Genomic DNA, 23218 nt, shown 5'->3' with positions numbered 1-23218 from the left:
ATAATGGTAAAAGGAGCTTTCTATGTGATGGCTCCTTTTATTTTTTCGGGAGGCTTAATAGATGGGGAAATATGCCGTCATCTTCGACATGGAGTTATTGTTGATAGTGAACCCGTTTACCGGATGTGGAGTCAGGAGTTATTTCAGCATTTAAATATCACTGCTCCGGAAGAAATAAGGGTACAGCTGATTGGAGGAAATGCAAAAAACAAATGGAGGATTATCAAAGAACGCTGCCAGCTGTCACAGACGGCAGAAGATCTTATCAAATTCCAGCATACCTTCTTTCATTCAAAAGAATTTTACTTTGGAGATATCCTATTTCCAGGAGTTCGCACATTGATCCAAAATCTAAAAAGAGAAGGAATTAAAATCGCACTAGCTTCTTCCTCTGATAAAGGTCGAATCTATAAAGTATAAAAAGACTGCGATATGGAACATTCATTTAATATGGTTGTATGCGGAGATGAATTTACGGACAGCAAACCACACCCTGATATATTCCTTCACACCGCCAGCTTATTAGATTTAAACCCGGATCAGTGCATCGGAATCGAAGACTAATGGCTTATTAGCAGCTACTCGGGCAGGCATGAAAAAAATTGGTGTTAAGCACAAAACTAAATCAATGGATTTATCATTGGCAGATTTAACTATTGCCTCATTTGAAGAGATAACTCTCGAGATACTAAAAAGATCGATCTAAAGACAAAAGTCTGGCACTCAATTCAGCAAAAATATTTGAGTGCCTACCTGCAAAAAGGGTTAGACCTTTCAACTAACAGTTTGCCAGCTTACTTTTTTGGAAATACACCACCCTAACCTGAAATCAGGCTTATCTCCTTCACCTTACTCTCAATCACCGATTCCACATTCTCCCCTCCATGAAACCAAACATACATCACTGTATTCCCTCTGGAGGCGAACCCACGTACAATCTATGGTCATTTGAGAATTGATGATGCCCATTAAATTCACTGAGGATTAAGCCGAAAACTATACAGCCTTTCCTGCCCCGAAACAAACAATACATCAATTAACCCTTCATATAATCAGCTGTGCTAAACAGAATTCAGCATACCAGTTCATCCATAACACTAGCTGACCGATAACTCATTTTACTATATGGAAATAATTATTAAGTTTGTTTTAATACTGGAATTTACACGACTTTAGCCATTCCCTTCATTACGAATGTTACAATATGATTGCAAATGGATAATATTTTAGGGGGATCATATTTATATGTTTGGCGTTATTTTGTTTTTAGCCTGGATTGTATTTTCAGTGCTGTTTATTGTTTCACTGGTTAAGAAAAATGGGAAGGCCAAAAGAAACTTTCTAATTGGGCTTGCTTCATTTGTACTTTTTATTGTGGTGATTTCTACTACCACTGAAACTGACTCTGATGCAGATGTTGCTGAAGAAACTGCTGCAACAACTCAGGAGAAAAAACCCGAGAAAAAAGAAGAACCTAAAGAAGAACTTTTTGTAAAACTCGAGTCCTCTGCATACAGCAAAGAAAAAGATGCGGTGACAATCAATCTTACAACCAACCTGCCCGAGAACACTGAGGTTTATGCCAGCTTCCGGGGAGAAGGAGAAACTGACTTCCCATTGGTTCCAGACAGCGGTAAAGTAAAAGGTGGAAAAGTTCAAGTTGTAATTGGTGATTATGAAGATGAATATGATGGTCCTGAATATGTCATCAATGGTACATACCCTGTATCAGCAAGCTTTTCTGTGAGTAAAGATTTGGAATCAAATAAGCACTTATTTGAATTACTTGGAGAATTTGAAGAAGTAAACAAACAATATGCATTTAATGGTGATCTGACAGAAACTGAAAAAGGCTATATGGTAGAGGACATTTCACTTGGGGAAATGGAAATTAAAGATGCCTATACGCAAGAGCAAGTTGATAAGATGAAGCTTGAAAAGAAAAAGAAAGAGGCAACAACAATAGACTTCAAGCAGCTTGATAAAAATCCAGACCGTTATACTGGTGAATATGTAAAGTACACAGGTGAAATTGTTCAGATCCTTGAAGGAGATGATATGACCAACATTCGCCTTGCCGTCACAAAAACTTCTTACGGCTACAATCCAGGAGATATCATCTTCATAGAATATGAAGGTTATACAGATTTCGTCGAGGAAGATGTTGTTACAATTTATGGAGAGGTTTATGGTAAATACAGCTATGAATCACAGGCTGGCTATAGTATTTCTCTTCCTGGGATTGTTGCGGATATTATTGAATAATTGATTTAGTGGAGACCATAGGTAGTATGGTCTCTTTTTTATGTAATGAGAGCGTTGTTTATATCGCACAAGCGTAAGGCTACTTAACATACTCTTGCATTTGATTTAAAAACAAAACATGGTGTATTTCTGGAATATAAAGTTTCCCTTTGAATTAATTCTAAAACAAACTAGGCATAAACACTCCTGTTTTTGAATGTATCTGCCTTGTTCATTATTTGGTTACTATCAAGGTGAAAAATATATTGTTTTATATTAACATCGTTTCTCCTTAATCAAACGTTTGTTTAAGTTAGGGCTCCCTCCTCAAACATCTCATTCTTTTACAACTCAATCCATCTCCTCAAACAATTCATCCTTCTTCACAGTGATCTTCTCCTGCGCATCCTCCTCAAGCTTCCCAATATATTCAGCCAGAACACTTAAACGCTCATCCGCCATTTCCGTTATCGCCTCTACATCCTCAGACTTAACTTTCTCCTGGCTCTCAAGCTCCTTAGCTGCCCCCTTCAGTACCTCATTCTCCAACCCAGCCATATTCATAAAATTACTTTTAAGCTTTTGTACGTCTTTACGGAGTTCGACACTCTTGAAATTGATATCAATGCCGTTCATTGCCTTTTCGTTATTTTTCCGAATGGAGGAGATTGCCTCACCCATCAGTTCATTGAGTGTATTGGTCAGCTCGAGCTTGGAGTTGACTGTATAATATTTTCCGTTGCCCGCTTCAGCTGTTTTCTTCAGCTGAGTCTGACCAGCATCATCCACATCAAAACCGATGATATGCACCTTCACATTCAGGTCGGAATCTGCCAAAGCTTTCGCTTCCTTTACCGGGTCGCCATCACAGGTCTCTATTCCATCACTTACTATATAGAGGATATTTTCTGTATCCTCTCCCGCTTTTTTCTTTAGGTCCTCGTATCCTGCCTTGATGGAAGCCGCCAAAGGCGTCCAGCCGCTCGGCTTGAATTTGCCTAATGCCGCCTTGAACGCAGCTTGATCATAAGTATTGGCGTCATACATAACCTCGGTGCTTGCACAGGACATGGCTTTATCCTTGTCATCCCCAGTCCCTTTGTGGCCGTAGGTACGCAGAGTCATGATGGTATCCTCTGGAAAACCGGCAGCAAAGTCCTCGACCGCCTCTTTGGCCAGGTTCATTTTCACACCGCCGTTTACCTGTCCATTCATGCTTCCGCTTGAGTCGATCTGGATGCTGATATTTTTTGTTTTCTGATCTTCCTCTTCTTCACCGTACTCCCCGAAGGCAGGCTCATAATTGGCCAATGCATCATTAACTTCAGAATAATCAAGTGCAAACCAATGTACCAGGCCGTTGTACACTTCTTCTGCAGTCATACCGTCAGCTTCGAAATCTGCCATAATCTCTTCCTCACTCATGTTTGCTTCGTCCGATCCTTCATCCATCGCCTTTTCTGTTACTTCCCCAATTTGCTGCTTTACTATTTCTTCTGCTGAAGTAGCCGCTTCAGGATATTGGATCGGCTCTTTCTCATCTTTGTCCTCTTTTTCAGCAGCTACTGAATCTTCCGCTGCTGACGGCTCTTCCTTTGAACAACCTGTAAAAACCAACAGGACTGCCAGAATAGACACATAATAGATTTTACGCAATGATAAAACTCCTTTTCATCCAATTTTAAGATAACCCTTAGCAAACGGAAAAGAATTGCCAAGCTAAGGATCAGTGACATTGAAAAACTTTCATTTTTCAAAAATTTCCTTTTTTGTACTATATATTAACTATCACGTGTTCTTAATTCCGTCAAATACACTCGCAGGATTGTCGAAGTTTGTCTGTGAATATCTTCCTGAAATCTCTTTTAAATCAAGATTTTCTTAACGTGACTAAAGTCCAGTATCAAGACAAAAAAGGAGAGTTAATGCTGGATGTAATGTAAGAAATCAAGCCACTTTTTAATTTCCGGATTTAAATTTTTTGGTCTTTAAGATTATTTTTAAGTAAATCCATAGCAAATTAGGCAAAAATAAATAGCGCTGCACGATCACTAAAATGTAATCCTGCAGTGCTATTTCCATCTACCTCTCACATGCCCAATTATCCTTATCCCGATCATGTGTTGACTCATAAGCAGGATGCCCTTTTGCTACACCGTCCGGATAATATTCTTTCATAGCAGTACAATTAGGAAAAGACGATGGTGCTCCTGGAATCACATAAAGCCCGTCTCCATGATCTACTGGCTTTGATGGTGAGCTTTTGCCTTCTGATTGCTGCTTCAGCAGTGCTAACTTAGCCTTGGAGGGTGTTTCGTATTTAACCTTATTGCTTTTAGGCACAAAGCTTCCCCCGCCTACTCCATAAAAACCGCCCTGGTTTCCTTTATAGCTGTAAACCCTGAATTCTTCTCCGGCTTTTAGTTTTCGAACAACTTTAGCAGATCCTTTTGCATCCAGGCTAACCAATTCAGTATTGGAAAGAATCGTTACCTTTCCAATCTGACCAAGCTTTAGCTCGGTTTTCCCCCACATTACTTTAGCGGCAGCATATGTATCAACCAATGAAAAACTTAAGAATGAAAAACCAAGGACAAGACCCATCACAAACTTTGCAATCCTATTCAATATCAATTCCCCCTGAGCAGATTAGTATTTTTGTACTATAATTTAAAATATACAAATATTGGAGAATTGTTGCAATAGTTTTTGGGATTTATTTGTATACTAATTTTTCTCCACCTTCTCCCTCTTAATCTATCACAAATTCGGTCCAAAACAAAACCATTTAAATCTCTCATTAACAGGATACAAATTATCTTATCAATGAACTCCCGACGTTTAATTCAAGACTAGTATTATAACCGGTTCGACAAGGGAATTTTTACTAGGACTTTTTGTATAAAATGTTGCTCCCTAAATATTGTTTTGATTGTATAATTGTTCTATAAGGTATAGGAGGAGAGAAATTTGTTTTCTAAGCTATTTAAGTCTTTCATCATGTTTTTGCTGTTAATTGGTTTTGCTTCTTACAGCGTTCAAACAGCCAATGCAGCTACTAAGATTATGTGGGGTAAAACAGAACTAAAAATAGGCCAGATAGGTAAGGTTACTATTTTATCAAATACAAACTTGGTTAAAATGGCCAGCAATGGTTCATTGACTACTGTCCGTACGTTGAAAAAAGGGGAAGAATACCGGGTTTACAGCTATAAGAGCAATCATGGCGGTCTATATGGCGTAGGCGGCGGGAGTTTTGTCCAAAAAAATACAAAAGTTAAATATGAAACTCCATCTAAAGCAAAACTAGCTCTGCTTAAGGCGCAAAGTGTACCTAGAGAATATACTGCAGCGCTAAAAACAGCGGAGTTATATTCGGATATGATGCACATGTCAAAGGCAGGAATTTATGATCAATTAGTATCTGAATATGGAGAGAACTTCCCTACAGCAGCCGCTCAATATGCAATCAATAACCTGAAAGTTGATTGGAAGCAAAACGCCTTAAAGAGTGCGCAATCTTACGCAGAATTGATGCATATGTCAGACGCCGAAATCTATGATCAATTAACTTCGGAATACGGAGAAAAATTCACTGAGGCAGAAGCCCAATACGCGATAGATCATTTGTAGAACAGGAAAAAGCCCGACCACAACTGTGGTCGGGCTTTTATTTTGAACTTTTGTTTGGTGATTCAAACAGACTTCATTCCAGCATTTTAATACTACACCGAATCTGGAGTCTGACCCCGATATTCTGGGCCACGGGACCCGTCCCCTTGGCTCGAAAGTGTTTTTAAATTTTATATATTACAAGTTGTTATGAACAGATGCGCCTGTTCCTTTCTGACGCAAAGAACCTTTCCTAACTAACAAGAAGTAAGACAAAAATGCCAGCAAGCTTGCAGCCAAAATTATAATCCCCATTGGAAGAGCGGAGTACTCACCCGCTACTCCAACAAGTGGAGCTGTTAAGGAACCAAGAAGGAACGGCAGCACCCCTAATAAAGCAGATGCACTTCCCGCCACATGCCCTTTCGTTTCCATGGCCAGGGAAAATGACGATGTGGCGATAATACTGATGGACATGACTAAAAAGAAAATAGGAAGCGCCACAAATAGAAGCGGTGCCTTTAGTAAAATGGCTATTAGCAATAATACAGCTGCTGTATTGGAAAGCCATAATCCAATTTTCAAGAATGTTTTTTCCGGTATATAATCTGATAATCGGCCAACCAGTTGAGTTCCTATGATTAAGCCCACTCCATTGACTCCAAATAAGAAGCTGAATACTTGAGGGGAAACTCCATAAATGTTTTGGTAGACAAAAGAAATACCTGACACATACGCAAAGATTCCGGCTGTTGTAAATCCTTGAGTAAAGGCATATCCAGCAAATTCACGGTCCTTTAATAGCATTCCAAAGTTCTTAATGACTTGCTTGAAATTTCCCGGCACCCGTTTTTCAGCTGGCAGCGTTTCTTCCAGTTTCAAGGAAACAATGAATGTGAAAATCAAGCCGATACTTGCCAGGACAATAAAAACTCCTTTCCAGCTCGTAAACGTCAGAATCGCACCACCTATTATTGGCGCGATAATGGGACCAAGATTTCCAACCAGCATTAAAGAAGCAAAAAACTTCGTTAGTTCCCTTCCGCTAAACAAATCCCGTACAACGGCTCTTGAGATAACCAATCCTCCTGCAGCTGCAAAGCCTTGAATAAAACGGGAGACGATCAATGTATAAATATTTGGTGCGATGGCACAAGTGACAGAGGATATAAAATACAAAGTAAGGAAGATGAGCAATGGTTTACGGCGGCCATGCACATCACTCATAGGTCCTATAACTAATTGACCTAATCCCAGTCCTAATAAACAAGTGGTCAAACTGATTTGGACCAATGAAGCATTTGTGTGAAATTCATTAACAATAGTAGGAAATGAAGGCAAATACGTGTCAATCGTAAATGGACCTAAAATGGCCAGAGACCCCAACAGAAAAGCTAGCTGTACTCTTTTAGTCTTTGATAAATTCAATTTTCTATCGCCTTTCTAATGAAGTAGATTAATGTTTGAGAGTTCCTTTGTCATTGTATAACTTTATGCAAGGTTTTTCACAAAATATGCCCAGTTTTAATTAAGCTTTTTTAGTTAACCTTTCATATAAATAGATTGAGTCCCACGTGGACCGGCTAAAAAGAACCAAGGTACCTGTCCCTGTGGCAGCTGAAAATTCTTCATTATTTTCAGCCGCTAATATCTCTTGATCGCTTTTGGCAGAGGTTTCTTTGGTGGATTGGTCATCTGTCTTAGAACTTTTATCTCAAGCAGGTTCGGATCACTTTGCTTCTCTTCAACAGACTCGGTATCATTTTTCTCTCTTTCTGGGAAAGTGTGATGTGTTAAGACCACTGAATGTATTCGTTTGTTTACTAACGCGCAAGGCTAGTGAGTCAGGGCCCCGCTTTCTTATCTTAACAAGAGTCAGGATTATGGTACCAAAAAGGGGACAAAGGCCAGCTCCAGCTGACTTTTGTCCCCTTTTAACTTATTACAGATAGAAGCCATTAATACCCATTCTCTAAAGCACCTGCCAGGCCATGAATTAACCTGTGAAAATGCTGTCCATTTCCAAGATTGTAAGGGGCCTCGTAGATATCCACGTATTCTTTTGCTGGTGGATAAATTCTATTAAATAATGTTTCTGATTCAACTGTATCCACATATGAAATTGGGAGTGCCCACGCATGAACTTGTCCTTCATCCACATATCTAACACCAGAAGCAGTAAGTAAACCGTTACTTATCTTTTCCATCGTATTAAGTGGGATACCGTTTTTATCTTTTTTTAGTTTATTATATTCATCTAATGCTTCTACTCCATTAATAGCAGCCTTATAAAATATCGAACTCTCACCAGCTGTATATTTGCCTACCACAGCCGAACCGAAAATACTTGATGAAAAATATCCCACATCCATGTTGCAAACACGTTCTCCGCTGCTTGCACCAATAAGCCATACACCATTAGCCTGCTGGGTATATTTTGTATACAAGCCGAATTCTTTCATCATCGCTTCATTATCAGCGCTTAGCTGCGCAATATTCTTATTGTAAGCTGCTAACCCTGCAGCATATACAGCAAGGACATTATTCGCTTTTGTATATGCTTTTAATCCGCCTGCACAAGAATAGTTATGCGTCGGGGGATTTGTCCAATCTGAGCTTTTAAAACCGAGTTTTGAAGATTTTTTTTGACTCATTTCATTAATAATATCCGTCATTAGATTTCTATACGCCGTATCTTTAGCGCTCCCTGGTTGAATTTTTAAGTATTCGATGCCTTTTGAAAAAGCAAACAATACTAATCCAGCATCAGGATTCTCAAAAACTTCAGCTTCCCATCCTCTGTTTTTATGCATCTCCATACGCAAATCATCCAAAAGAGAGATTGCATCCGTTCTTACACTGCTAGCTAAAGTAGGATTTGAGTTTTTAATAGTATTGTACAAAGTTGCCAAGAAAACTACATCAATTGCATTTCTTTGGAGTAAAACATCAAGCTCAGGCTGGTGCTTTCCACCCTTAAAGTATGAGTTATAGATACTTATTGATTCATTAACATAATTCATATTGTCCGCTGCTAAGGCCTTATTATTCCACGGAGCTGCTAACGATACCAGCAAAACGACTGCTAAAAGTTTCTTCAAAAATTTAGTCATATATTTCCTCCTCGTTTTTCATGTTAGGGCTTATCAGTATGCTCATTGTATCTTACTTTATAACTGTATCCAGTGATGGACGATAGTTATTGTGTTCTGAGTATACCCAAGCGTCTTTACCGATGCGGTACCAGCCATTACTATATTCTGAAACTAGATACTGGTCTTCTATATTTACATACCCATCGGCCCCTGCATCCGTATTGATTGGATAATCTGTTCCTGGACCTGTTCGGATCACTGATGCCTCGATACCTCTGACTGTACCTAAGCGCTGGTTTAGATTCAAGTCTGGCTTCACCTTAATTCCTTCAATCAAGACCTGTTTTGGAGTAGCAATGCTGCCAGAATTGGTGCCTTCCATCGTGATACTGATTGAGTTGGTCGGCCTATAGACAAAATGCTCTGAATATACCCAGCCGTTAGCTGCAACTTTGTACCAGCCATTTTCATAGCCGGAAACCAGATATTGATCTTTAGGATTAACATACCCGCTGTTCCCCAGAGCTTTGTTTATTGAATAAGATTTGTCCGGGCCTGTTCGGATCACGGTTGTTTCAAAATTCCGCACAACACCCAGTTTTGAATTTAGATTCAGATTGGGTTTAATATCTTCTATTGTAATAGAAGGGCCAGGAGTCGGTGTTGGTGTTCCTTCAGTAATGTAATTTAAAGGATTTACGGCATTTGTTTTATTTCCATTCCAAGTACCATTATGTACTTCGAAATGCAAGTGCTGTCCTTCGGAATCTCCGGTATTACCCATATAGCCAAGTGTCTGCCCCGTTGTAACCTTTTGACCGGCACTTACAGACCTGCTGGACATATGAGCGTAAACAGTTTCCCAAACAGCGCCATTTATCGTGTGTTTAATAAAGACTACATTTCCATATGACGTAGAATAATAGGAACGTGAAACAGTTCCTTCCCTCCCCGCTTTAATAGGTACAGATACTCTATTGGCAATATCTACACCATGATGATCAGGTCTGGAAGGTATCCTGAATCCATCGGTGATAGTGCCTTGAGCCGGCATAATAAAATAACCTGCAGCTGCACTTCCTTTTATGTTAGGAAAACTAGCTAACACTAAAACTAGCACAAGAAAAGAGGACAAAAATCTAATAGTTTTTTTCATGCTTACTCCCTTCGCATTTGTTATTTTCTTACAATAATCATCCTAAATTATTAGTAAGCTCAATACAACCTATTATTACCAAATAATTACTGGTAAATAATGTAATTATAGTTAAAAAAATTACTTGTATTCTATGTGAATTTTCTTTTATATGTCAGTTTATTAAAGAAAAAAGACTGCCAGAATTAAATCCAGCAGTCCTTAATAGGCATTCTTATTAACTAATCCAGCATATATAGTTTTAAAAATTATCTTAATATCAAAAAGAATAGTCCAGTTCTCAATATAAAAAACATCATGTTCAATTCTGTCAGCAATGGATGTATCACCTCTTAAACCAGACACCTGCGCCCACCCTGTAATGCCAGGACGCACATGATGTTTTATCATGTATTTAGGTATGTCCTGCCTGAATTGGTCGACAAAGTGAGGACGTTCCGGTCTCGGACCCACAACGCTCATATCGCCTTTCAAAACATTAAAGAATTGCGGCAGTTCATCCAGACTGGTTTTTCTTATAAAGCTCCCCAGCTTCGTTCTTCTTGGGTCATCAGCAACCGTCCATTGTGTATCAGACGCCGACTGTTCCATATGCTTCATGGAACGGAACTTATACATATTAAATGTCCTTCTATTTAAGCCGACTCTTTCTTGTTTAAAGATAATGGGTCCTGGGGATGTAAGCTTTAATACAGATCCAATAACAATCATAATAGGCAGGGTTAAAATTATGGCAATCAAGGCGAAAGCTATATCAAAAACCCTTTTTAAAAATTTGTTGGCAATCTCATCTAAAGGAACATCTCTGACATTTACAACCGGAAGATCCCCAAATAATTGAAAGTGAGGGGATGCAGGCAGAACATCATAGAAGTCCGGGATAATAGACACTCTGATTCCTGCTCTTTCGCATATCAATATAATTTCCCGATATTTAGGATAGGCACTAAAAGGAAGCGCAATAATTACTTCATCTATAAGTTTAGTTTCTAAAATAGCCTGTAAATGGCGTACAGATCCCAATACAGATTTATAGGGAGAAGGCAGGTCTTTACAATAATCATCCAGGAATCCAACGACATCCATTCCATACTCTGGATGGCTTTTCAGCATATCATAATATTTTCTTCCAAGCTTTCCTGCTCCAACTATTAAAACGAATTGCTTATTATACCCCTTTGCCCTCAAACGCCGCAGGGCTTGCTTTATAAAATAGCGATAAGCTGAAGTTGTAAATAAACTCATTAAAAAGAAGACAAGTAAGAATATACGGGAAATATCCACCGTTTTTAACGTAAAAAGGACACTTAGCAATATGAAAATACTAATCACATGAGCCTGAAATAGTTTTGCAAGCTCAGAGGCAAATTTTGTTTTTCTTTTTGAGGCATAAAGTGTACCAGTATACGCAGCTAAAACATAAATGATTGCATAGATGGCGCCCCAGAACCAATAATCAGCAAATGGAAGCCTAGCTGCAATATCTTCTTCCAAAAGGTTGAATCGAATTAACCATGCCAGCCCGAAAGCTATTTGGATAAATACAAAATCTACACCAGCATATACCTGGGATAGAAATTTTTCCCTTCCTCTTATCATTAAATCACCATTTTAATTATTTTTAATTAAATTTTTCATAAGAGCCAATCCGAGCTTAGCCGCAATCCCTGTAACAACAATCAGATTAACAAGTTTAGAATAATTGAAGGACAGATTTTTCTTATGAAATAAATACATTGCCCGATGGAATTCATATACAATTTTAATAGGTTTTTTCCGGCTGCTCGCACCTTTATAATGAATGATTTCAGCTTCGGGGTTATAGGTAATCTTCCATCCGGCATTCTTGATCCGAAAACACCAGTCTATATCTTCCCCATACATGAAGTACTCTTCATCAAGCATGCCCACTTCTTTAATTGCTTCCCTTCGAACTATCATAAATGCCCCTACTAGACAATCAATTTCATGGATCTGATCGAAATCAAGGTGATTTAGGTGATAGCCATTAAAACGTGGATTATTAGGGAACCTCTCATCAAGTCCCAAAAAGTAATACATAGAAGCAGATGGTGTTGGAAAGCCTCTGTGGCAAGCCTTATCAAGCTTCCCATCAGGCAGTGTGACTTTACACCCACTCGCCCCAACATCCTGATGTGAATCCATATAACTTATCATTGTATCTATAGACCTATTTTTTACAATTGTATCAGAATTTAGCAGCAAAGTATATCTCCCAGATGCCAATCTAATTGCCTGATTATTCGCTTTTGAAAAACCTGCATTCAGTTTATTGGATATTACCTTAACTTCAGGAAATTTTTCTCTAACAGCTTCCACGGATCCGTCAGAAGAATTATTATCCACCAGGTAGATTTCAAAACTATATTTATTCTCTGCAGCATAGATAGAGCGGATGCAGTCCACTGTAAGTTCTTTTGTATTGTAATTAACGATTATTATACTTACATCCAACTTTAAATCCTCCACTACCATATTCCTTGAAAATACTTAATGACATTTTGGCTTTTGGCAACGGAAGCTTTCAAATGAATCGCCTTCCTTTTCTTCCACATTCCAGACAGGTTTTTTATAAATAGCATCCATGCCTTCAATATTTCCGGCTCTCTAACCATTGCATAACAAAAACTTGTCATCTCATATACAAAAATAAAAGGAAAATGAATGAACAATCCTTTCAAGCTATCATTCTTAAATAAATAAAAATATCTATTAATATATGAATGCTGTCTAATTTTAACAGGAACTTGCTTCCGAAGCCGTTTCTCACTCCAGCCTCTTTTATGAAGCCCTACAGCTAAGGGGACAAATTCCCCTTTCCAGCCTGCCAGTCTCGCCCGCCAGCAAACATCTACGTCTTCCTTATATGCAAAAAAGGCCTGATCATAAAACTCATTATTATAGGATATATCTTGTATCATCTTTCTTTTATACATAGCTGCTGCCCCGGAAACACCAAAAACTTCGGATATGCTATCATATTGGCCGTCATCATAATCTCCTGCTCCCCTGTCGATTGCACGGCGGTTTTTCTTCATTATAATCCCGGTACTATCCAATATATTGTCCTCTACACTCCGATATAATTTTCCTGTTGCCATTCCTATTAGAGCACTTTCCTCCATCCTTGAGACAAGGAAGCGAATATAATCCGGATACAATATAACGTCCGGGTTTAAAACAAGTACGTAGTCAGTGTCAGTCTCTTGAATAGCTTGATTATGGGCTTCTGCAAAACCCGTATTTTTTTCGTTTTGAATAAGGGTGATATGATTTAAAGTCTGTACTTTTTGTATAGTGCCGTCAGTGGAGTTATTATCCACAACAACAATTTCATTTATCGGGTAGCTCTGCAAGTTCAAGGCTTCGAGGCACTGTGCTATATCGTTTTCACTGTTATAAGTGACAATATGTACACTGACTTTATTCATCCTTCTTCACACCTATCTAAAAATCTCATCTTTTATGATAATGGTTCTAACAAAAATAAACAATCTTATCAGGGATTGTTTACTTTTGAATTTATTTACTTTTCATTAGCTGAAAGGAACTCAGCTAAGGCCAGTTTCCAGTGGCGCAATTCTTTAAATCCATTCACCCTTAAAGCAAAATTATCTAATACTGAGTATTGCGGCCTTTTAGCCGGTCGAGGAAACTGTTCCGTGGTTAGCTGATTAACCTTTATATCCATATTCTTTATTTCAAAAATAGCTTCAGCAAATTCAAACCAGGAACAACTGCCGCTGTTGGTAGCATGATATGTACCAAACCTATCAGTCTGGATTAACTCTACAATGAATTCAGCCAAATCAAGCGTATAAGTGGGAGATCCATTTTGATCGGCTACTACACCCAGCTCTTTTTGTTTCTGTGCCAGGTTAAGCATGGTTTTTACAAAGTTTGGTCCATATTCACCATACACCCAGGCAGTCCTTACAATAAAGAACTTGCTGCTCAGTTGTTTTGTCAGCTCTTCACCAGCATATTTTGAACCTCCATAAACACCTAGAGGATTTGTTGTATCATACTCTCTGTAAGGTCTGTTTCCCTGGCCATCAAAAACATAATCTGTACTTATATAGCATACTTTTGAACCGATTCGTTCTGCTGCTGCTGCAAGATTTCTTTGGCCATAGGCATTTACTGCATATGCTAAATCTTCTTGCTCCTCGGCGAGGTCCACTTTAGTAAATGCAGCAGCATTAATAATGACATCGGGCCGGACTTTATCCACTTCTTCTATGACCAGCTTATCATTTGTTATATCCAGCTCTTCCTTTGTATACGCATAAGCCTCAAATGATGTCTGCCTCATTAGATTAACTAATTCCGATCCTAATTGGCCGTTTGCACCTGTAATCATTATTTTCATGACTGCAGTTTTTTCCCGTATTGTTCTTGATAATACTCTTGGTAGCTTCCTGAAATGATATTTGACCACCATTCTTTATTTTCCAGGTACCAGTCAATCGTTGCCTTTAATCCTGTTTCAAAACTGTAAACAGGCTCCCAGCCCAGTTCATTTCTCAGCTTGGATGGATCAATTGCATATCGTTTATCATGTCCCAACCGGTCTTCTACATACCTGATAAGAGTCTCAGGCTTATTTAGATCTTTTAATATTTCTTTAACAACCTCAATATTAGTCCGCTCATTATGTCCTCCGACATTGTAAACTTCTCCGGCCTTGCCCTTATGCAAAACCAGATCTATTGCTTTACAATGGTCTTCAACATGCAGCCAGTCCCTGACATTCAGTCCGTTTCCATAGACGGGAAGCTCTTTATCATTCAATGCATTAATAATCATCAAGGGAATAAGCTTCTCCGGGAAGTGAAAAGGACCATAGTTGTTAGAGCACCTTGTTATATTAACAGGCAATCCATAAGTTTCATAATAGGCACGCACTAAAAGATCTGCACTTGCCTTGCTCGCGCTATAAGGACTATTAGGTGCCAAAGGCGTTTCTTCTGTAAAGAACCCTGTTTCACCAAGAGTTCCATAGACTTCATCTGTCGAAATTTGAATGTACTTTTCAACTTTATACTTCCTGGCTGCATCCAGCAAAACCTGAGTCCCTTGAATGTTTGTCCTCACGAAAATCCCTGGGTCAGAAATACTGCGGTCCACATGAGATTCAGCAGCAAAGTTAATCACAGCATGAATGCCTTGCTCAAATATAGATTCAACTAAAACTGGATCAGCAATATCCCCTCTTATAAACTCATAATTTGATCTTTCCGCTGATTCACTTAGATTATACAAGTTTCCTGCATATGTAAGGGCATCGAGATTAATAACATGGTAATCAGGGTAAGTTCTTACCGTATAGTTTACAAAATTACTCCCGATGAACCCTGCACCGCCTGTTACAAGAATCTTTTTCATTTTTTAGAACTCCTAAAAATAAAATTATTTTCCGCTTGAGCTAAAGGTGGATGGGCTTGGTCTTTAGCAGATAATATTGGGTTCGTCACCGGCCAATCGATTTTCAATTCCTGATCATTCCATTGTATGCCCCGGTCGAACTCTGGGGCATAATAGCTATCAACTTTGTAAAGAACTTCAGTGTTTTTGACTAACGTGCAGAAGCCATGGGCAAATCCTTTGGGAACCAACAGCTGCCTTTTGTTATCCTCACTTAAAATAAAGCCCTGCCAGGACCCAAAAGTAGGCGATCCTTTCCGAATATCCACTATAACATCATAGATAGCTCCCCGAGTAGCTCTAATCAGTTTGGTTTGGGCATACGGTTCCAATTGGTAGTGAAGTCCTCTGACAGTCCCGGATTCTGCAGATAAAGACTGATTGTCCTGAATAAAACTGTAGTCTAAACCATTCTCTTCGAATGCGCCCGCATTATAGCTTTCCATGAAAAAGCCCCTGTTGTCTCCGAATACATTGGGTTCGATGATATATGCGTCAATTAAATAGGTTTTTTGCACTTTCATTTAATATCAATCCTTTTATTTGCTTCTTTTGACCAAATCCAATAAATACTTACCATAACCATTTTTCTTTAACGGTGATGCCAGTCGAGTAAGGTCATCCTTCGTTATATATCCTTTCCGAAAGGAGATTTCCTCCAGACAGGCCACTTTCAGGCTTTGTCGCCGTTCCACTGTCTCAATAAATGTAGAGGCTTCAAGCAGAGATTCATGTGTACCTGTATCAAGCCATGCAAATCCTCTCCCAAGCAGCTCTACGTCAAGCTCCCCTAATTCTAGATAGGCTTTATTGATATCCGTGATCTCCAGCTCTCCCCGGTCAGACGGTTTGATAGACTTTGCTATCTCAACAACACGATTATCGTAGAAATACAAGCCTGTAACAGCATAAGTGGATTTAGGGTCAGAAGGCTTTTCTTCTATAGAAATTACCCTTCCACTATCATTAAATTCAACAACTCCGAACCTCTCAGGATCCTTAACATTGTAACCAAAAACAGTTGCACCGGATTCTTTCGAAGCTACTCGCTCAAGTACCGAGGTAAATCCATGCCCATAAAAAATATTATCCCCTAAAATCAAAGCTACAGAATCGTCACCAATAAACTCTTCCCCAATAATAAAAGCTTGAGCCAAACCATCTGGTGTAGGCTGGACGGCATAGGACAAAGATATCCCTAAATCCTGACCGTCCCCCAACAGCTGTTCAAATCTAGGTGTATCCTCAGGAGTTGAGATAATAAGAATCTCCTGAATACCCGCCAGCATCAAAATAGACAGCGGGTAGTAGATCATTGGTTTATCATATATAGGCAGTAATTGTTTGGAGACTGACATTGTTAAAGGATATAGGCGTGTGCCGCTTCCGCCGGCTAGGATAATTCCTTTCATGTAACTCACAACCTTTATATCAAGTATAAATTCTATAATCTTAGGTATTCTTGTTCAAGTCTCCTACTATTCGAGGAATAAAAGGGAAAAGAACAGAGCTTTCAATAAAATTGTCCATTCTACTCTTTCCTTTAACCCCAACATTATTATCATTATTAAATTTATCACATAAATATAAAATGTCCTTGGAAATCAGTTCAGGAGTTAACATTGAAGTAGAATATATATTATCATGCCAATTAGTAAGATTTTTGTTTTCAAAACTATTTGTTAAAACAAGAATTCCAAAGTGCGCCATCTCTAGGGGAGGATAGCTAGGATGCGGTGAGACCATTAATGAGATCCCAATGGCAGAATCATTAAGTAGTTGAGCATAAGATACTATATCTAATTTCCCTAAAGACTTAACTTTCGCATTATTCCCTAGGTCAATATTTGAATGGTTTTCCCCAGCTGTTACAATCTCCCACTCTTCAATATCATCTTGAATCCAAACCCATCTTTTTAAAGCTTCAATTATTAATGTGAAAGCATTTCTTGATACAGAGGGCCTCCCATAAATCAGAACCTTCTTCTTTTTTTTGTTGCTTTTATCCACTCTAGATTTTAATTGGGGATGAAGCTGAGGTTCAAATGCATAAGTAGATGAAAATCTGTATCCTAAATCTGAGAAATAACTTTGTAAGATAGCTGTGTTGAAAACAGCAATTTGAGGACCATTATACATATATGTACTCTGACATAATACGTATTGACTTGACCAAGAATAGAATCCAGGTTCATAATCCTGAATAAAATATATTAACTTATTAATTGATTGACTAAACATGTTAGATTGCCACTGTACAACCCTTTGAGCAGCGTAAGCAGTCCACCATGCCGTAGCAATAAAATAATCATTACTGCCTATTGGTATAGTTTTATTATACCTATCACTAAAAGGAACAATTTGTTTCTCCGCACTACTATCTGACATGCAGTCTACAAGTTCGTAATCGGAAAATTGCGATATAGACTTTCCGTCGGGAATAGCATCAGTAAGAATTATTCTCTTGGTATAATTTCCTTCTTCCGCCAATTCATTAAAAAATCTAAGCGCCGTTGCTATCCCCCCAAACATATGCTCTTGGTTAATTGACGGGATAATTATGTTTATTCTTCTATTGCTATAAGTAGATTTTCGAGGATCAAAAGGAGTTATCTCGCCTATTGAAGTATTAATGAAGTGTGTTTTAGCACTATCATATGTCCTCTTCATTATACTGCTTTTCTTTGCAAATCTCTTTATTGTTGATAACATCCAATCTCCTCTTTCTTCATTTTTGGAACAAGACTCATTAAATCTAAATTATTATTAAAATAAGGATCTCCTTCTTCTCTAAATGGAGAATAATGTTCACTAGAATAGGTAAAATCGGATTCAGGTACATGAGAATCTCTAGTTTTGGATTCTAGATGATAGAGTTTAACATGTGGGTCATATATATTCACATAACCAAGTTTATAAGCTCTTACAGAAATTTCAACGTCACTACCACACACTATAAAATCTTCGTTAAACAGTCCAATTTTAGCAATTGTTTCTTTTGATATTGCTAAACACGCCCCTGTAGAAGCTAGAACATTTCTAGTGACCATAGGAGAAATAAAAGGCGAACTGAAATGAACAGGCTTACTTCCTTTAAAAACATGGTCTGCCCAACCTCCCATTCCAAGTATTACACCTGCATGTTGAATTGTTTCATCTTCATATAATAGTAATCCACCAACGGTACCAACATCAGGTCGTAAAGCTTTCTCAGCCAATCTATCTAACCAATTTTCCGTAATTATAACTGTATCATTATTTAGAAAGACATAGACCTCTCCATCTGCGGCTTTTATTCCATGATTATTTAATTTCGACCAATTAAAATCGTAAAAAGCATTCAGCACTTTTACATTATTGTTAGTTTTTACAATATTATCAAACCAAATATAAGTTTCTTGCTTTTCCGAGTTATTGTTTAAAATAATTATCTCGTAATTTGTATAAGTAGTCTTACCTAAAATACTCTTAATACACTGTTCTAGTAAGGATAAATTATCTTTGGTTGGAATAATAATACTAACCATGGGTTGAGGGTCTGGTAACTTGTATCTTACATCATATACGAATAAATCTTTTTCTTCATCCACCCAAGCATTACCATCTCCATATACTCGATTCACATGTTCTTGCAATGCTTTAAGGCCTGCAATTTGTGAATAAGGCTTAGATGCTGGATTAATTGCAGTTGAAGTTTCTATCTCTCGCCAAGAGTAAAGTACTTTGGGTATATGAAATATCTTAGATGTATGTTCACTCATTCTTAAAATCAGATCATAATCTTGACTACCATCATATTCTTTTCTAAAACCGCCAATACTTTCAAACAAAGACTTTTTAAAAACTATTAAATGCCCTAAATACATTTGTGATCTTAATAAATCAGGAGACCAATTTGGTTTGAAAAACGGAAGTTTTCTTTTACCATGTTTATCAATTTTATCTTCGTCAGAATATAAAATATCGGCATCTTGTTCATTTAAAGACTTTACTATCTCAAATAAAGCATCATTTGTAATCTCGTCATCATTATCCATTAAAGCAATATACTCTGCATCGGATAAAGAGATTGCTTTATTGGTAGCTTCTGATATTCCATTATTGCTTGGTGAGAAGAAAACTTTTATTTTATCGTTTTTTATATTCTTTAAATATTGTTTTGTCTCTTCGATGTCAGACCCATCATCAACTATACACAATTCCCAATTTGTATATATTTGGTTAACAATCGATTCAATAGCTTTCTCTAACCAAATGGGCTTAACATTATAGACTGGCATTGCAATTGAAATTTTAGGTTTATAGTCAAAATTATTTATTTTTGTGATGTAGTCATTCATATCAAATTTTGTCTCTGGTACATATATTTCCAATTCATTTTTTACCTTATTCTCGATTTTAAATTTGACGTTTTTTATTCCCTGCAACTTGATATCCTGTAAAGTTTTTTCCAATAAAACGGGATTAGCTTTTAACATTTGAAGAAGTTTAAAAAGTTTTTTTGATTTCCCTCCAATTTTAATTGGTCTTGCTAGCTTAAATAACCCTTTCACTCTATTTTTTATTCTTAATGCCTGAGCGACTTGTTCTAATTCATATACATGCTGCGTCAATGAATAATTACTCTCATTTAAATCTTTATTTTTCTGCAAAATAGTACCCAAAGTAATTTCTTTTTGCTCTATCTCTTGATTTAAATTCATTATTTTCTTTACTTGCACATCATTTATTTTTAATTGTTTTTTTAGTTCCACTTTTACATGACTTAATTCGTCTTTAAGTATCTCTATTTCTTTCTCAGTTTCTAGAGACTCTTTAACTTTATTAATGCCTTTTTCTATTTCGATCCTTTCTACTAATGAATAGAAGCTTTTCTCCAAATCATCTAGTTGGTGTAATACTTCTGTATTATTACTTTTAGAACTTTTAGCTATTCTTTCATTCATGATAAGTTGAACTCGCTCAATAATTTCATTCTCTTTTGAACAGACAATGAATTGTCGATAAGCTGGTGTACCATAGTCTCTGTCAAACATCTTAGAATTGTAGAAGTCATCTAATTTAAATCTGTATGGGTGCAACACAAAATTACTAGCACCCGCGAAGTGAACTCTCATTAATTTTTCCCAAACATTTAATGACCCGTGAGAAAAATGAAAATAATTTAAACCATTTTGCTGAACAGATTTTAACGTATCATCTAATTTGGGCAACCCTATTTCAATATGTTCATCTAACCATTTATAAGTTTGACCATACAGAACCTCATAATAACTATTTAATCTTATTTCCGTTTCTCTTACATCCTGAGTATGAAAAGGAGCACCGATAATAAACCCCAACTTTGAAACACGGCTTAATTCACTAATAAATGCCTCTTTCCTATTTAAAGGAATATGCTCGTAAACATCTAAAGCAACAATAAAATCGAATGAATTGTCATCAAAATCCATATTAGTAGCATCGCCTTCAATGTAAGCATCATTGCTCTTCAAATATTCTGGGACTACTAAGTCTAAATAAGTTATCTTTATATTTGGTAAAAATCTTTCTAAGTTTTTATGACTATTTGCTCCCACCTCAAGAATATTAATCTCTTTTAATTGTGGTAACATATTGAGGATTAATTGTACATGTTTATAACGCTGATATTGGTCAAAGGGTATATTCGATATCATTCTATAATTCTCCATTCATGTTCTATGTGTAATAATCCTTCTGTAAAGTAATTACTATCTACAGTGAATTGAGAAAACTCATTTTTGTAATCTATACAAACCAAACCACCATTAGTAAATAAGCCAATATCTAGAAAATAGGTTCCTGCTAAAAGGGGAATTCTTGGTATCCTATACTCTAAGGTATGGTTACCTAGGGTAGAAGGAATAATAGTTTTATCTAAGTAAGTGTTTGGACCGAAAATGTACTTTCTATCGTTACTATATATAGCAACTCCAGCTAAAAAGTTATCAATCTTTTTTTTATAAATTTGATAATCAATAGTAACAACTAATTCCTCGAATGTATTTAGTCTACTATTGTTCACTTTGACTGAATTAATTTTTGCTATTAAACTATCATCCAGACCATCTGTTTCTTCATCTTTAGAAATATTCACTGGATCTTTGCTGCTTTTAATAATTTCTAATTGAAGAGTATCCTCGTAATAATTGACTACTTCACTTGATGTTCCATCTAATACTAATTGGCCTTCCTTCAACCATATTGCTCTATCACAAAACCGTTTGACTTGTTCACCCGCATGAGATACAAATAAAATAGTTGCACCATTATTTTTAATCTCATTCATTTTTTCTATACACTTTATTTGAAATTTCGTATCCCCCACTGACAAAGCTTCATCAACTATTAACACGTCAGCATTTACATTTATGGATATTGCAAATGCTAACCTTACATACATCCCACTAGAATAAGTTTTGACTGGCCTGTCAATAAAGTCCCCTATATCAGCAAAGTCAGTGATATCTTTGAATCTCTCTTTCATCTCTTCTCTTGAGAGCCCCAGAATCGCCCCATTAAGGTATATATTTTCTCTCCCAGTAAACTCTGGATTAAATCCACTTCCTAGTTCTAGTAGAGCCGCAACTCTTCCATTTACCTTCACTTTTCCACTTGAAGGGGACAAAGTCCCTGCTAACAATTGAAGTAGTGTACTCTTACCAGAACCATTTCTTCCAATAATTCCAACTGCCTCTCCCTTATTAATTCTTAAATTAATATTTTCTAACGCAGTAAACTTCTGATAATATTGCTTCCTTTTAATTAATCCTTGCTTTAGTCTATCTATGGGTCGATTATATATTTGGTAGACCTTATTAAGATCTTTTACTTCTATAACAGTATCAGAGAACATCTGCAAAACCACTCCTTGTTTTTTTAAACCAAAGGAACCCTATTGCTGCAATTAATATCCCAATTATATTTCCAAAAATCAGCCATTCCCATCGTGGTAATAAGCCCCAGATAAATATCCTACGCATATCTTCAACCGTATAACTAATAGGATTTAAAAAAAATAAAAATTGAAGGTTTGTAGGAATTGAAGATATGGGATAAAATATAGGACTTAAAAACATTAAAGCAGGAACTCCTACATTTACAATTTGATTAATATCTCTAATATAAACCCCTAAGGAAGATATAAGCCAACCAAACCCAAGGGAAATGAGACATATTGGCAATATTACTAACGGAAATAATACAATAGTCCAATAAACTTGACCTAAAAAAATATAAACTGCAAGCAGTAAAATTATTAAACTTATTATTGCATGGAAGAGTGATGAACCTAACGCTACTATCGGCAGTATTTCTAATGGAAACACTACTTTTTTCACAAGATTTGCGTTACTCGTAACTAATGTTGGTGATCTAGTTACCACTTCTGAAAATACGTTGAATATTAGTAAGCCCGCAAATAATAAAAGCGCAAATTCAATTTTACTAGTGTCTTGATTAATGCCCCATCTTGCTTTAAAAACAACACTAAAAACGAATGTATATATTGCTAACATAAGTATCGGCGTAATAAAGGACCACATTATCCCTAAAAAAGATCCCTTATATCTAATAAATATTTCTCTTTTTATAAACTGGTTTATTAGATTTAGATTTTGAGTCAAATTTTTAATTTTCATAA

18 protein-coding genes and 1 pseudogene are annotated in these 23218 nt (G+C 37.0%); 3 read left to right on the top strand and 16 right to left on the bottom strand.

Annotated features, from left to right (window positions below; genetic code table 11):
• Positions 1-3: 3 nt before the first annotated feature.
• Positions 4-564, top strand: a pseudogene (locus ABU165_RS06285) (HAD family hydrolase).
• Positions 565-1245: 681 nt separating this feature from the next.
• A complete protein-coding gene (locus ABU165_RS06280; RefSeq protein ID WP_318059802.1) occupies positions 1246-2265 on the top strand; it encodes a hypothetical protein in 1020 nt (339 codons plus the stop codon).
• Positions 2266-2595: 330 nt separating this feature from the next.
• Here ABU165_RS06280 and ABU165_RS06275 read toward each other — a convergent pair whose 3' ends face one another.
• Positions 2596-3900 carry a vWA domain-containing protein gene (locus tag ABU165_RS06275; protein ID WP_318059801.1) on the bottom strand — a complete coding sequence of 435 codons (1305 nt, stop codon included), beginning with the start codon at positions 3898-3900 and terminating at the stop codon, positions 2596-2598.
• Positions 3901-4326: 426 nt separating this feature from the next.
• On the bottom strand, positions 4327-4872 hold the full coding sequence (locus ABU165_RS06270) for an excalibur calcium-binding domain-containing protein (RefSeq protein ID WP_318059800.1): 546 nt from the start codon (positions 4870-4872) through the stop codon (positions 4327-4329).
• Positions 4873-5214: 342 nt separating this feature from the next.
• On the opposite strand from ABU165_RS06270, the gene ABU165_RS06265 reads away from it, so the two are divergent.
• Positions 5215-5877: an Ltp family lipoprotein gene (locus ABU165_RS06265; protein WP_318059799.1), complete on the top strand. Its 663-nt coding sequence runs from the start codon at positions 5215-5217 to the stop codon at positions 5875-5877.
• A gap of 177 nt (positions 5878-6054) precedes the next feature.
• Here ABU165_RS06265 and ABU165_RS06260 read toward each other — a convergent pair whose 3' ends face one another.
• The 14 genes from ABU165_RS06260 to ABU165_RS06195 form a co-directional block, all read right to left on the bottom strand.
• Positions 6055-7284, bottom strand: coding sequence for a Bcr/CflA family multidrug efflux MFS transporter (locus ABU165_RS06260; protein ID WP_318059798.1), 1230 nt, complete (start codon positions 7282-7284; stop codon positions 6055-6057).
• A 530-nt stretch (positions 7285-7814) separates the two neighbouring features.
• Positions 7815-8969 carry a hypothetical protein gene (locus ABU165_RS06255; protein WP_318059797.1) on the bottom strand — a complete coding sequence of 385 codons (1155 nt, stop codon included), beginning with the start codon at positions 8967-8969 and terminating at the stop codon, positions 7815-7817.
• Positions 8970-9021: 52 nt separating this feature from the next.
• Positions 9022-10107, bottom strand: a complete 1086-nt coding sequence (locus tag ABU165_RS06250) for a peptidoglycan DD-metalloendopeptidase family protein (protein WP_396349959.1) — start codon at positions 10105-10107, stop codon at positions 9022-9024.
• 201 nt (positions 10108-10308) lie between these two features.
• Positions 10309-11706, bottom strand: a complete 1398-nt coding sequence (locus tag ABU165_RS06245; protein ID WP_318059796.1) for an undecaprenyl-phosphate glucose phosphotransferase — start codon at positions 11704-11706, stop codon at positions 10309-10311.
• A 12-nt stretch (positions 11707-11718) separates the two neighbouring features.
• Complete coding sequence (locus ABU165_RS06240; RefSeq protein ID WP_318059795.1) at positions 11719-12582, bottom strand: glycosyltransferase family 2 protein; 864 nt, start codon at positions 12580-12582, stop codon at positions 11719-11721.
• A 14-nt stretch (positions 12583-12596) separates the two neighbouring features.
• Entirely contained in the window at positions 12597-13559 is a 963-nt protein-coding gene (locus ABU165_RS06235; protein ID WP_318059794.1) for a glycosyltransferase family 2 protein, read from the bottom strand.
• Between the two features lie 95 nt (positions 13560-13654).
• Positions 13655-14500, bottom strand: coding sequence for a dTDP-4-dehydrorhamnose reductase (rfbD, locus tag ABU165_RS06230; RefSeq protein WP_318059793.1), 846 nt, complete (start codon positions 14498-14500; stop codon positions 13655-13657).
• Positions 14497-15516 (bottom strand): dTDP-glucose 4,6-dehydratase, encoded by a 1020-nt coding sequence (gene rfbB, locus ABU165_RS06225; protein WP_318059792.1) that lies wholly within the window; start codon positions 15514-15516, stop codon positions 14497-14499. Before rfbB ends, rfbD begins: the two co-directional genes overlap by 4 nt.
• Positions 15513-16079, bottom strand: a complete 567-nt coding sequence (gene rfbC / locus ABU165_RS06220) for a dTDP-4-dehydrorhamnose 3,5-epimerase (RefSeq protein ID WP_318059791.1) — start codon at positions 16077-16079, stop codon at positions 15513-15515. The genes rfbB and rfbC overlap by 4 nt, the downstream gene beginning before the upstream one ends.
• Positions 16080-16094: 15 nt before the next feature.
• Positions 16095-16967, bottom strand: a complete 873-nt coding sequence (gene rfbA, locus ABU165_RS06215) for a glucose-1-phosphate thymidylyltransferase RfbA (RefSeq protein ID WP_318059790.1) — start codon at positions 16965-16967, stop codon at positions 16095-16097.
• A 40-nt stretch (positions 16968-17007) separates the two neighbouring features.
• The gene (locus ABU165_RS06210; RefSeq protein ID WP_318059789.1) at positions 17008-18267 is read right to left on the bottom strand and encodes a rhamnosyltransferase WsaF family glycosyltransferase; all 1260 of its coding nucleotides are present in this window, start codon (positions 18265-18267) and stop codon (positions 17008-17010) included.
• Positions 18252-21233 carry a glycosyltransferase gene (locus tag ABU165_RS06205; RefSeq protein ID WP_318059788.1) on the bottom strand — a complete coding sequence of 994 codons (2982 nt, stop codon included), beginning with the start codon at positions 21231-21233 and terminating at the stop codon, positions 18252-18254. The genes ABU165_RS06210 and ABU165_RS06205 overlap by 16 nt, the downstream gene beginning before the upstream one ends.
• Entirely contained in the window at positions 21230-22432 is a 1203-nt protein-coding gene (locus tag ABU165_RS06200) for an ABC transporter ATP-binding protein (RefSeq protein ID WP_318059787.1), read from the bottom strand. The genes ABU165_RS06205 and ABU165_RS06200 overlap by 4 nt, the downstream gene beginning before the upstream one ends.
• Complete coding sequence (locus tag ABU165_RS06195) at positions 22422-23216, bottom strand: ABC transporter permease (protein ID WP_318059786.1); 795 nt, start codon at positions 23214-23216, stop codon at positions 22422-22424. The genes ABU165_RS06200 and ABU165_RS06195 overlap by 11 nt, the downstream gene beginning before the upstream one ends.
• Positions 23217-23218 lie beyond the last annotated feature (2 nt).

Source organism: Cytobacillus sp. T106, from assembly GCF_040492155.1.
Lineage (GTDB): Bacteria > Bacillota > Bacilli > Bacillales > Cytobacillaceae > Bacillus_AB > Bacillus_AB infantis.
The sequence above is the reverse complement of the archived record's forward strand: the minus strand, read 5'-3'. Positions and strand labels throughout refer to the sequence as shown.